The organism is Paenibacillus sp. VT-400, assembly GCF_001029205.1.
Taxonomy (GTDB): Bacteria; Bacillota; Bacilli; order Paenibacillales; family Paenibacillaceae; genus Paenibacillus; species Paenibacillus amylolyticus.
Genome location: NZ_LELF01000067.1, coordinates 4,314,143 through 4,327,569, shown reverse-complemented (window position 1 = coordinate 4,327,569; position 13,427 = coordinate 4,314,143). Strand labels below are relative to the sequence as shown.

Genomic DNA, 13,427 nt, shown 5'->3' with positions numbered 1-13,427 from the left:
AGGTACATAGGAGCGTGAGTAGATTGAAGAAGCAGATCAAAGGACACGAGAAGAAGAAAAAACGGAACGGTTGGATCGTCGGGTTGTTAACGACAGCTGTATTGGTAGGAACACTATTGCTCGTTGGACCCGTACATTTGACGTCAACAGCGAATGCTGCATCGGGAACAAGTGATACTGCCCTTAGCAAGTTCAAGGATATCAAGGGCCACTGGGCTCAAGCGACAATTGCCAAAGCTTATGAAAAAAATCTGATCTCAGGTTACCAGGACGGAACGTTTCGTCCCAATGGCAAAATCACGCGTGGGGAATATGCGACCATACTCGCCCGCGCGACTGGACTGGAGAAGGTAGAGGGACAGAATCCCTTTGCTGATCTCAAGGGACATTGGTCGGAAGCGGCGGTTAGCCAGCTTGTCGGACAAGGGTTCATTAACGCTGATGATTATGCCAAAGGGTTCAATCCAAATGCGGAACTGACACGTTACGAGATGATGAAATGGATTGCAAATGGACTGATCAAGTCCGGAACCAGTTTTCAGGATGCTTTTAACGATACAAAAAATACGCTACTTCCTACACCGGAAGTGAACCGCGGCACCATTCGTGCTGAGCAGATTCCGTATCTTGCTCTCGTTCGTGGGACAGGTATTGTCGGTGGATTCCAGGATGGCACATTAAAACCCGCGGATTCAACCACTCGTGCAGAAGTATCGGCCATTTTACTGCGTTATATGGACGTAGAGGGCACGGATGCCGGGAAGTACAGCGACCTGAATGAGATGAGAGAGGTCGGCACGACGGGTACGAATTTAACGACCATTAGTAATTATAAGTATAGTTCAGGTTCGATCATGATATCCGATTTATCCAAAGGGAATATCAATTTAAGCAATAAATCCGGTGTATTAAAAATTCATCGTTTTATCGTTGTAGACGCTACTCAAAATAAGTCGAAGGGTATTTACGCGAAGCTCTTTCTTCCGGATAAGTACGCAAGTGGCTCCTATAGGACTTTTGCAGATGTGTCATTTACATCTAACTTAGAAGCCTCGAATTTAATTACATTTAACCAAGGTCTATCGGATTCGTTAATACAATTTAATCGTCTTGATTTAGACTTGGCTAAGAAACAAAGTAATGTGACAATTCCTATGGACTCAGGAGAACTTATAAAAAAAGGATTACAGAAAAGATTTTGGACTACATCGACTTTAAGGAATAAATCTTGGTCTTATTTTTTGAAATCAGATGCAGAAGGAGAATTTAAAATTCAAAGGTAGCCTTATCAGGATGGTGAGCAAGTTGTAATGAAAAAGCTTAATTATTTTTCTACTATTATTTTAGTGAGTATATTTATCTCACAAATATTATTATTGTTAGCTTTGTACTTACCTATGAACGTTGTTCATGCTGCTACAGATGAGTATGGACCTAAATCTATGAAAAACCCTCGGAAGGTTACAATATTAGCCACTCCTACTGTAGGGAGGCCAGGGGTATATTGGTACCAAGTGGATAGCGGACAATTTAGAGCTGACCATGCTGGGGGACCAACTTATGCGAATAATGCAGGGAGTTGTTCCAGTCCATTTCCTGCTGCTACAGAAGTTCCGGATAGTGTAGATTTCAGTAGATGGCCTGCAGAAAACTGGCCTGATTATAATTCCAGACGAGTCGATGACTCAAGTATTTTTAATGTCCGAATCCATGATGTTAATTATCAGGGGAGAGCAGATCAAGATTCATATACTGGTGTGGGAGACCCTACCCCACCTTTTCCTTCAACAATTGTTGCAATAAGAACAATTACTGGAGGGTACCATATACCAACCGAGAAGAGTCCATTCGCAAATGGTGGGCAAACAACGGCGGGCTGTCCTAAATATAATGCTTCTTATTTTACGCCCATGGACATCATCTGGGAAGGTGATCTGGTTGAAGAAAAAGAAATCGATGTAACCCCAGATTCAACCCTTACCATAGGGAAAACCCAGCAGATGGAAGCCAAGGTTAAGACGAAAGGTTATGGTGCGACAGCTTTTGGTGGGGGCATTGACGTATCCCGCAGGGAAGCAGAGATCAAATGGTTTTCTTCTGACGAGACAATTGCGAGTATAGAGTTGAAAACAGGGATGTTAACGGCCGAAAGTCCGGGCACGGTCACTGTGCGTGCAATCTGGAACAATGGTACATATCTGATCTCGGATACAGCCACCATAACCGTTACGTCTGAGCCAGGACTCGTGGTGAATTTGCCGAATGCTTGTAAAGCCAATACGACATCACTACAGGCAGAAGCAGTTCTAACCAAACTGGATCGCTCTGTTCATAAACTGACGGCTCATCCCAAATTGACGTGGCAAAGCTCGAATCCGGCTGTGGCAACAATCGGCGCTGATGGCAAAATCACGACAAAAGGGATCGTGGGTAGCACTACCATCAAAGCTCATTTTCTTGATTCTGCTCAGCAACTGGATGAACAAGGGACTCAGGTGCTTGAAGTGAAGGACTGCACGGATAATGGAGAAGGTGGTAATGATGGTGATCCGGGGGGTGACCCTGCGAACACTTGCCCTGTGACCATCAGCCCACCGAGTAGAGGTACGGTTATTGAAGCATCGGTTATGGACCCGTCTGTTCGGGGTGTGTTGAAGGCAGACGAGCGGGGATCTGAGAAGTTCGATGTTACCCGTGGTATTCCAACTTCGGAAGATCTCTATGCCAATATCTTGGCCAAGGAATATCTGTTTCAGCACCGTTGGGTTAACATGACAGGAACGGTCACTTACACCGTTAAAGTGAAAAGGGTTTATCATAAAACCTGGACGATCCCAGGAAGAGCATCTAGTGGTGAGGGTGATCCAGGGACACCTCCTCAGCCAAGAGAACGTGATGTGCCTGGGGATAAAACCATGCAAGTAACACGGACATATAGCTATTGGCAGATCGATAACCTGGAGGTATACAAGTTAAATGAGGCCAAGGTATCTAACTATGCGCTAGGCGGTTATGGCGACACCGTGACCCTGACGCCCAATGCATATACAGCACCGACTTTGCAATCGGCTATGGATACTGCGGTTACCAATCATGTGAAACCTGCGCCATGTCGAGAAATTGATCTTGGCATCAAAGGGGTTCCGGGTGGTTCTACTGAACCCTCTACGCCAGATGAAACGTCATTGTTTCAATCTGAAGCTGAAGCGGAAGTTAGAGAGAACACCGTTAATAACGACAAGGTAACCTTTAATGGAGCGACAATTATGGATCCTGCTCCTGTGACCAAAACCGCTCCGCAACCGGGAAGTATCCCCCAGCCTGGCATGATTGGGGATATTGTTCTGTACCAGAACCGTCTGACGATCAAGAACACATTGATGAACAAAGCTAACCAGCCAACCACGGGTGAGATAACGTATGGACTGCTCCCTGGTAATGTTAACGGAGGTCAGGATCAGAAGTTCCCCATTCTGGGCATCAACTCGGTGACAGTACATACTCCAGTTGTGAACTATGCCTGGGTGTCAGATGATCAGCCGCATAACCAGAAGACCACGCCTGATCCGACAAGAGCTGCACTTATTTTAGAGCGTCCGTTTATTGTACGCATCCCAACTTCAGGGCAGCATCTGGATGTAGCGAGTTACCCTGGTTATGGAAACCATGATTATGCGAAATATTTCCGGATCAAACAGGTTCGTTTCCCATTTGATGTCTATAACGGTTCCAGAAGTCAGTTTATTCCGGCCATGACATGGGTGGATATTCCGGTAAATCAGATGGACACTCCTTTTTATCTCCCTGTATGGGTAGATGAAGGGAATTACCAGGTCGAGTTTCGAAATATCGCCGAAAATGCACCTGCAAACTTCACAGAACAACAGGATGCCAACACCAATCTGACCCATCATGTCGCAGCAGATACCGTTGCTGTAGAGGTTATCGGACGATTGTATGATTTTCACATCACCGATATTTCAGACTACAACTGGGAGAACGTGTTCCGTAAGCGGATGGGCAGCCCCGAACCAACGGGTGTGAGCTACTGGATCGGAGGAAACAGTATAGACGGAGATCCCCGAGGTAATTTGGCTCCCTATGTCCTGCCTATTCGTCCCGGTAGTCATCCGGTACAGGGGTTCCGAAATGCTGCAGTGAAGACGGGTTACCATTTCAAGTTTGATCTGAAAACCAAGGGTAATATGTTTGGGAAACAGGATGGTATCCGAATCACGCCGACGTTCTCTTTTGTGAGTAAAGATGGCACCACCCGGCAAGAAGTGGATTTATACTACCATCGAGGACAGGAACGACTCATTCGTATCGGATCGGCACAAGATTTAGAAAAACGCTTTGTTGTCCTGAACTCACGGTTGCGGAATGTCCCCGGTACGGAGTTAGGTGATACAGCGCGTTATCAGTATACCTATGAACTGTCGGCGGAGGAACGCAATCAGGGTACAATGGCGGAACATATGGTTCGTTTCGTGGATCAGACCTCTCATCATAAAACGTGGGTAGGTCGTTATGACTGGATGATTCTTCCTTCACAGATCCGTACACTCATTGGCCCAAAAGCAGATATTCCCTCCAGTGTTAATGTGGATCGGGCGAATGCAGCGATTCAGCGCTGGTATGGGGAATATAGCTTGCCAGCAGATGTATATGCTGTACCCAAAGGAACCGATCTCGAGTCGCTTTCCAGACAAAACCAGTTGGATGAGAAGGCAATGGTATTTCTGAGGGACGGTTACATTGTGGTTAACTTCAATATCGAAACATTGCGCAGTGGCAATACGAGTGCACCGCATCTGCAATATATTCATGCACCGTTGATGAATCAATGGCAAATGGAAGGTTTTGATAACAGCCCGGTAGATGGTCAGGGAAAAAGCTGGCCGATGCAAGATGGGGACGTGGTTTTGTACCACGCCGATCAATCCAGCCGGAATGATTTCCAATCCCAGGTACCGCATTAGGGAGATATCGTTTTACCCATAAAGAAGGCAGGCGTCATGTGAATCTACATGACGTTTGTCTTCTTTTGTGTAATTCGGATTATGGTTGGGTAGCAGAACGGGTATAAAGGGTAAGGAGCACTCGTACCATCCATGTTCATCAATTTTCTCAACGAGAGGGGAACAACACATATGATTGAAGAGGATAAGCAGGAACTATTGATTTCAGAAGATACATACAAAGGAAGAGATTTAGGTGTCACATTTGGAGCACAAACCTGTCACTTCAAAGTCTGGTCACCGTTAGCTGTTCAGATGGAACTACTTTTGTACCCACCTTTGACAGGGGGGAGCCCGGAGGAAGAGCCCAATCAACGGAAACAGCAGGCGCTACCTATGCAAAAGAAAGAACAAGGCATCTGGGTTATGGAACTGGAAGGTGATTTAAGTAGCTACCGTTACATGTACAAGCCTACTTTCGAAGATGGACATTCAACTACTGCTGTAGATCCCTACGCCCGAGCAGTGACCATGAATGGAGAAATGGGTGTAATTGTGAGACTGGAGCAGACACATCCGAAGGGATGGAGTGAGGATATTCGCCCGGAATTGACCAGTTCTGTAGATGCAGTCCTGTACGAACTGCATGTACGTGATTTTTCCATTCACCCATCATCTGGTATAACGAATAAAGGCAAATACATGGCTTTTACCGAGACGGGTCTGCGTGATTCGGAGGGCAACACACTGGGGATCGATCATTTGGTTGAACTCGGGATTACCCATGTGCATCTGCTCCCAGTATTTGATTTTGCGACGGTGGATGAATCCAGGGTGGATGGTGATACGTCTGATGCCTCCAACTATAACTGGGGATATGATCCGCTCCATTACAATGTACCGGAAGGTTCCTATGCATCACGTGCAGATGATCCGGAGACACGAATTCGTGAGTTCAAATCCATTGTGCTTGCCCTTCATAACAAGGGAATAGGTGTCATTATGGATGTGGTATATAATCATACGTTTGATACGGCAGGCAGCTCTTTTGAAAAACTTGCTCCAGGGTACTACTATCGTCAAAACGCCGATGGGACCTACAGCAATGGTTCAGGTACGGGCAATGAGGTGGCTACTGAACGCACCATGGTTCGCAAGTTTATCATCGACTCGGTCCGTTACTGGGCAGAGGAGTACCATGTGGACGGTTTTCGATTTGACCTGATGGGTCTGATCGACACAACTACGATGAAACAGCTTGCAGCGGAGTTACACGCCGAAGTATCCCCATCCATATTGTTATATGGTGAACCATGGGGCGCACTGGATTCGCCGCTTGGAGATGATATGACCCTAAAAGGAACGCAGCGCGGGGCGGGTTTTGCTGTGTTTAACGATAATTTTCGCGGAGTGATCAAGGGAGACAGCGATGGCATGGGTACGGGATTTGCGACGGGCGCGGACGGGAAAGAAGACGAATTGTGGACTGGGGTCCGGGGAGCCATTCAGGATTTTACGGATGGTCCATCCGAGACGATTAACTATGTAACAGTACATGATAATCTCAACCTGTGGGACAAAGTCGCACGTACACAAGGACTCCACGATACCTTGAATTTCCTCACCTATGACGAGGATGGAAGTATTCGTGGATGCCAGAGTGTGGAAGAGGCCGTAGAGAAGGCTAAGCCGTACCTGCAGATCGATCCGGAACACATTCTGGAGAATGAGACCGTTAGGCGTTGTCTGCTTGCCAATGGTATCGTTCTAACCTCCCAGGGTATTCCCCTGATCGCGGCTGGAGATGAGCTGCTTCGCAGCAAATATGGGGACGCCAACAGCCACCAGAGTGGAGACGTAGTCAATGCCATACATTGGGAGCAAAAGCAGCTGTTCAAGCCGGTATTTGATTATTATCGTGGGCTGATCCGTCTTCGGCGAGAACATCCAGCCTTTCGGCTTCGTACACGGGAAGAGATCGAGAAGCATGTTCGTTTAATCGAAAAAGGTAATGGGCTGTTAGCGTATGAACTGAACGGTACAGCAGCCAGCGATTCATGGGAACGTATTGTTGTCATCTATAACGCGGCAAAAGAAAACCGTGACATATCTGTCCCCACAGGGACATGGAATGTGATTGTAGAAAAAGGACAAGCAGGCGTTGATACGATACGCACCATACAGGATGGAAAGGTAAATGTGAATGCGATATCCCTAACGGTGATGTATTCGAATTCCTAATGAACGCAATGCTTGCCAAGAATTGAAGGGTACCAACAAAGCATTAGTAAAATCGATAACAAGGCCACGTTCTAGATATCCAATCAAATCTAATCAAATAAATTGAGATAAAACAAATCCCCCTTTCCCGTAAGAAAAGGGGATTTGTTGATGCGTCAGAAACCAATGCCTTGGTCGCAGGGCTATACATTGTCATGTCTGGAGCTTTTTTATACTGTGCACCTGTTGGTGCATTTTAATCTCAACCAAATGACATCCTGCAATTTATTCTCGTATATTCCAAACTTTTTTTGTCGGGACAGGTACAAATGCTGTCAATCTATGGCGCTTGTTTTCATATCCTATATTTTGAAAGCGATTGCTAATTGAATATGCAAATTGGACCGATATTGATGAGTACAGACAACCCCGGGTTGACAAACAACGTCCCACTCCGTAACATCGGGACAACACGAAATCAATGGATATAAAGGCGGTGGGAACGATGCCGGAATGGACTTCTTTTCGTTACGAAGGCAACGATCTTGGCTTAACATATACTCGTGCAGCAAGTACTTTTAAATTGTGGGCACCTACGGCACAACAGGTTTATATATTGATTTTTGACGATGAAGGGCATTACAACGATAGTGGTAAAGTACAAGATCATGAAAATGGGCAGGAACATTTCTTGACACGTGATGCGGACGGAATATGGAGTCTGAAGCTCAGCGGCGATTGGGCAGGACATTATTATATGTACCGAATTATCCATGATGATCAGCGGATTGAAGTAGTTGTTGATCCTTATGCCAGAGCGGTAACAGCTAATGGGCAACGAACGGCTATTATAGATCCGGAGACCACCAATCCGGTCGATTGGGACCTGGATGTCAAACCTGCTTTTCTGCGTCCTGTTGATGCCGTGTTATATGAGTTGCATGTCCGTGATTTCTCCTCAGACCCACATGCAGATATTCCGTATAAGGGAAAATATCTGGCATTCACGGCATCCGGTCTGACGGATAGAGCAGGCAATAGTATTGGCGTAGACCATCTTGCCGAACTGGGAGTTACTCATGTACATCTTCTGCCTGTGGCGGATTATCAGACGGTGAATGAACTTGCTACGGCAGAAGTGGGTTCAAATGTCAGAGCACCATACAACTGGGGGTATGATCCCCAGCATTATAACGTTCCCGAAGGTTCGTATGCTACCGACCCTTGTGATCCTGCAGTTCGAATTCGGGAGCTCAAATCACTCGTTCAATCGCTGCACAGACAAGGCATTCGCGTTGTACTCGATGTTGTCTATAATCACACGTATAGCGTGGAAGAGGGACCTTTTGAACGGATTGTACCAGGCTATTATTACCGTTATCGGGAGGATGGCACCCTCAGTAATGGTTCTGGTGTAGGCAATGAATTGGCAACAGAACGTCCAATGGTGCGAAAGTATATTTTGGATTCTCTCCGATATTGGGCAGAAGAATATCATGTGGACGGATTTCGATTTGACCTTATGGCCCTGATTGATACGGAAACGATGAATGAATTGACACGCGAATTGAAGGAACAGATCGATCCGGCGTTTCTGATCTATGGGGAACCCTGGATGGGTGGAGATTCACCTTTGGACCGCAAAACGTTAAAAGGAACCCAGCGAGGTCAGGGGTTTGCAGTATTTAATGATCATTTTCGCAGTGCAATCAAGGGTGATAGTGATGGTAGTGGCAGAGGGTTTGTCACGGGTGCCGGAGGGCAGGAATATGAGCTTATTAGGGGATTAGCGGGAGCACTGGATGATTTCACATCTTCACCTGTGGAAGTTGTCAATTATGTAACTGCCCATGACAATCTCAATCTGTGGGATAAAATTGCGACAACAATGAACCTTAGACATGAGTTAGGATTTCCCGTATGGAAGGACGGACAGCCCGTGGGTGGAGGGAGTGCTGAGTCCGCGGTAAAAGCAGCAGATCCATATCGGTATGTGGATGCAGATGATGTTTTGAATCATGAGATGGTTCGTCGCTCGTTACTGTCCTCCGGCATTCTGCTTACTTCTCAGGGAATTCCGTTTCTGCATTCAGGGGATGAGATGCTCAGATCCAAAGCCGGTGATCATAACAGTTATCGGAGCGGGGATGCGGTGAACGCCATCACATGGGCCAACAAATCACGGTTCAGACCGGTGTTTGACTACTATCGTGGTCTTATTCATTTGCGGCGAACCCATCCCGCTTTTCGGATGATTGATGCTGAACAGGTACGAAATCACCTTCGTGTTTTTCGTGCGGATGGCAACGTAGTTGCCTTTATACTTCAGAATGGTGCGAATCAGGACACCTGGAATCAGATTATGGTCATCTATAACGGAACGGAACATGAGCAGCATGTTGACCTGGGGGAAGGGGACTGGCATGTTGTAGTCAATGATCATCAGGCAGGCACAGACGTGATCGAGACTGTTCGTGGTACTGTTCAGGTAGAACGATGGTCTTTAATGGTACTGTATGACACAGAGCATGCTGGAGGCGCTGAACCATCAACAGTGGAGATTAGTTTTCCTCGCCAGGTATATAGTCCGAAGGAGACCACTCAACTGCGAGCGATCGTACGGGACAGCATTGGCAATGTGGTGGAAAAAGCTCCAGTTACCTGGACTTCTTCTGATCCGGATATTATTCAGATCCAGCCTGATGGAACAATCCATGCACTGGAACGAGGGGAAGCTTCGATTACAGTCCACTGTGGGGACATAACGGCAAGCTGTATGTTACAAGTTGATTATCGTCATGCTGAACGAATTGAAATTGTGGGCGAACCTGTCATGTACATGACTCGAATCAGTCGCTTCCGTGCCTTGGTTCTGGATCAATTTGGTCAGCCGCTTCAGGATTCGAATATACGCTGGAGCTCTTCTCATCCAGAACTTGCAGCGGTGAGTGCAGCAGGGATCGTACGTGCGATGACACCAGGAGTAACCCATATTATTGCTGAAGCTGGAGGAATCCGGGCAACGCTTGGCGTAACGATTCATAAACAGATTTCGCGAACCGTCACGCTTCGATACGAACGGGAAGACCAGCATTATGAAGGTTGGGATGTCTGGGTATGGGGCACAGGTATGGAGGACGGAGCCGTACGGCTGGAACAAGTCGGTAATGCCGCCGAAGCCCGCTTCCGCGTTGCTCCGGGTCTGCATCACCTGGGATTGATCATTCGATTGAACGAATGGGAAGCTAAAGATACGTGCGGAGACCGTTACGTGGACATTGTACCTGAAGACGGGGATGTACACATTATTGTCCGTAGCGGATCAGACGAGATGCAGATCATTCGTGAAAGTGAAAAAACAGAGGATCGTAATAGCGCATAGTTTCTTTATGTATAACGTCGAATGTAGTTCGTCAAAACCTTGTTAAACCAGCAGTTGGAAGAGATTCCGACTGCTTTTTTGGTCTGATTAGAAGCCGCATAACTTGCCAAAAAATAATTAATTGTCCTGTTTCGTGTTTGAGATCCTCTATCATTGGGGTAAATATAGATATGGCCCACGATTCGGCCAAAGGAAAAAAGACCAATTATGGTCTATAAGCGACGCTTCAGCGCTTTCCAACAAATATAATGTAGTGATCCCTTGAAGGAGGATGTTCAATCATGAAATCCAACGGAAAAATGGCTCAACTTACAGCAACGCCAAGAACGGAAAAGAAAGGTGCAGCACTGCGCCTGTTAAGACAAGGCGGACGAGTTCCCGCAGTCGTTTACGGCCCGGGACTTGAAGGTGCTTCAATACATGTAGATGAAAAAGAAATGCTGAAAGTGGCACGCACAGGCCGCTCCGAAATGTTCAACCTGAATGTTGAGGGCGGTAAAACGCTCCCGGTGCTGATCAAGGATCAGCAAGAGCGTAACGGACGTTTGCTGCACGTAGACTTTTTGCAAATTTCCAAGAACAAGCCGATCAGCGTAAGTGTATCGATCGACTTCCAAGGTACAGCGGCCGGCTCGAAAGCTGGCGGTGTATTCCAGACACAGGAGACACAGCTGGAAGTAGAAGGATTGCCTGCGGATCTGCCAACGTCCATTGAAGTGGATGTGAGCGGATTGGACATCGGCGATCGCTTGACTGCTGCGGATATCAAACTCGATAAAGGTTTGACACTCGTAACATCACCTGAATCCATCATCGCTTCCGTCATGCCGCCACAAGCGGCTGAGGAAGAGCCAACGGCCTCTGCTGAGGAAGCTGAGCCGGCAGCTGAAGAAAAAGCTACAGAAGAATAAGCCAAGCTACGGGATCTTGCCAGATCTCATGCTTAACCAAAGCCCAGTCCTAGTGACTGGGCTTTTTTTATTTTCCGAGCAAGAGAGTTCAATAGGCACATCGTTCGCATGAAAAATGAGAATGTACTACAATACATGTTAAAGGGTAAGAAAGTAGGTTTAATTCAATGTTTGATCCAACAGTGTATGACAATCTGAAAGTTGGGTTTGAGAATTATCTCTATGATATGGATAACCTGGACGAACGTATTCAGATTACGGGGCGTAAAGATCGGCTGGAGATGGCAGTGATGTCCAGAGAATTCACATTACAATTCTGTCTCAGGGATCGCCCGGAAGTAACAGGGGAAGTTGTATTAAGCAGTTCCCTTGAGGAGCTTGCAGCGGAGATCCTGGAGACGCCTGGTGCGAGTCCCGGTTGCCGCTTGGAGCTACGGTTCAGTATGGTTGTGAAGGATCCTGAGAAGCAGTGCCCGGTTATTCGTCCGATATTACAGAAGAGCTGGCCTGAGCAAAGGATGTGCCAGAACATCAAGTTTATCTTTGATGAACAGCCAATCATGTATAACGTCACGGCTCACGTTTATTTTGACCGCAGTGTGAATGAAGATCAGATGGGGGACATTGCTGAACTCTGTGAGCATATGGCAAATGTGATGAATCAATTATTACAGTTGCATAATTAGTAATTCCGAGAAAAGCCTTGTCTCTTTGTGGAGATCAGGGCTTTTTTTGTATTATTTTTAGAAAATTGTATAGGCTTTCAGGCTTAGGTTTAAGGTCTTTTGGGTTAATGTTTTACGCAAGCGAGTAAGAGAATGTATATTAAAAGGGGGTAAGAGTGCAATTGGACTATACAAAAATGGTGAAATTGCGAAAATAATATTGGGACTAAAGATTTAGTTCTGTACTAAAGGAACTAGTTTTCCTTGCCGATAAAATATCGAAGGGGAGAAACTACATGACAGAGAAATTAATTCGTCTGCTGCGTATACTTCAGGCTATACAAGCAAATCCTGGAATTTCGGCCAAGGAGTTGGCGCTGAAATGCGGTACGACTGTACGCACGATTTATCGTGATCTCCGGATTTTGGATAGGGTCGCCCCGATTATGAATGAAGGATACGGCAAGGGTTACCGATTTATTGGTGAGTTTGCGATGTATCCATTAGATTTTACTGAACAGGAAGCGATGGTCTTCTCCATGCTGCCGTCCGTAGTTGATACCTCCAAGTTACCTGCTGAGTTTGATTCAGCGTTTGACAAGGTCATGTCGGCTCATACCAAATTAAAATCAAGAAACAGTGACATTGTAGAGAATATTGCGGGAATTATTCGGATGGGCACGCCAGCTTATCGCGAGGAAGGAAAAGACCCTAATTTGCTGATTCCCATTATCGAATCTATTCTAAGCCAGCAAACCATTCGTACTCAATATCATACGCTGACAAGAAATGAGATCACAGTCCGGGATATCGATCCCTATTATCTCATTCCACGTGATCAACGTTTTTATTTGATTGGATACTGCCATTTGCTGCAGAAAGTTCGATTGTTTCGGATCAGCCGTTTTTTGGATGTGACACGAACAAATGCCGGTTTCGACAAGGGTGATTTCAACATAACGCAGTATATGAAGAACACATGGTCTATTGACCGTGGCGACGAAAATATCCATTTCAAGGTAAGATTCTCTGAGAAAGTGGCCCCCTACATAAAAGAAGAAGAAATGTTTGTTCGCCCGCGAATGACGAATATGTCCGATGGGGGATTGTTATTTGAAGTGACACTGAATAGCAGCAGAGAATTTTTGAAATGGTTGTATCAATTTGGGCCCGAGGCAGAGGTACTTGAACCTCGTGAGTTTCGTAGAGAGATACGCAGGCAACTTGTAGAGTGGTTGGAACATTATGAAACCGATGTATCTTTGTAAAAATTTTAATCATGGAGAAA

Annotated in this window: 7 protein-coding genes; all 7 read left to right on the top strand. The window is 46.2% G+C overall.

Going from position 1 to position 13,427, the window contains the following annotated elements; translation table 11 throughout:
* The first annotated feature begins 23 nt into the window (after positions 1–23).
* The 7 genes from EL84_RS29485 to EL84_RS29455 all read left to right on the top strand — a co-directional run bounded on the left by EL84_RS29485 (position 24) and on the right by EL84_RS29455 (position 13,407).
* The gene (locus EL84_RS29485) at positions 24–1,283 is read left to right on the top strand and encodes an S-layer homology domain-containing protein (protein ID WP_047844036.1); all 1,260 of its coding nucleotides are present in this window, start codon (positions 24–26) and stop codon (positions 1,281–1,283) included.
* Between the two features lie 114 nt (positions 1,284–1,397).
* Positions 1,398–4,982, top strand: a complete 3,585-nt coding sequence (locus EL84_RS29480) for a DUF5704 domain-containing protein (protein WP_235431603.1) — start codon at positions 1,398–1,400, stop codon at positions 4,980–4,982.
* Positions 4,983–5,153: 171 nt separating this feature from the next.
* Positions 5,154–7,202, top strand: a complete 2,049-nt coding sequence (gene pulA, locus EL84_RS29475; protein ID WP_047844034.1) for a type I pullulanase — start codon at positions 5,154–5,156, stop codon at positions 7,200–7,202.
* 484 nt (positions 7,203–7,686) lie between these two features.
* Positions 7,687–10,563, top strand: coding sequence for a type I pullulanase (gene pulA, locus EL84_RS29470; RefSeq protein ID WP_047844033.1), 2,877 nt, complete (start codon positions 7,687–7,689; stop codon positions 10,561–10,563).
* Between the two features lie 281 nt (positions 10,564–10,844).
* Positions 10,845–11,474, top strand: coding sequence for a 50S ribosomal protein L25 (locus EL84_RS29465; RefSeq protein ID WP_036674494.1), 630 nt, complete (start codon positions 10,845–10,847; stop codon positions 11,472–11,474).
* A 167-nt stretch (positions 11,475–11,641) separates the two neighbouring features.
* Positions 11,642–12,160, top strand: a complete 519-nt coding sequence (locus tag EL84_RS29460; protein WP_047844032.1) for a hypothetical protein — start codon at positions 11,642–11,644, stop codon at positions 12,158–12,160.
* 275 nt (positions 12,161–12,435) lie between these two features.
* The gene (locus tag EL84_RS29455) at positions 12,436–13,407 is read left to right on the top strand and encodes a helix-turn-helix transcriptional regulator (RefSeq protein ID WP_047844031.1); all 972 of its coding nucleotides are present in this window, start codon (positions 12,436–12,438) and stop codon (positions 13,405–13,407) included.
* Positions 13,408–13,427 lie beyond the last annotated feature (20 nt).

Bases quoted from the DNA above. Each gene is read 5' to 3' on its own strand.
- EL84_RS29480 (WP_235431603.1), top strand. From the start codon at position 1,398: ATGAACGTTGTTCATGCTGCTACAGATGAGTATGGACCTAAATCTATG.
- pulA (WP_047844034.1), top strand. From the start codon at position 5,154: ATGATTGAAGAGGATAAGCAGGAACTATTGATTTCAGAAGATACATAC.
- pulA (WP_047844033.1), top strand. From the start codon at position 7,687: ATGCCGGAATGGACTTCTTTTCGTTACGAAGGCAACGATCTTGGCTTA.
- EL84_RS29465 (WP_036674494.1), top strand. From the start codon at position 10,845: ATGAAATCCAACGGAAAAATGGCTCAACTTACAGCAACGCCAAGAACG.
- EL84_RS29460 (WP_047844032.1), top strand. From the start codon at position 11,642: ATGTTTGATCCAACAGTGTATGACAATCTGAAAGTTGGGTTTGAGAAT.
- EL84_RS29455 (WP_047844031.1), top strand. From the start codon at position 12,436: ATGACAGAGAAATTAATTCGTCTGCTGCGTATACTTCAGGCTATACAA.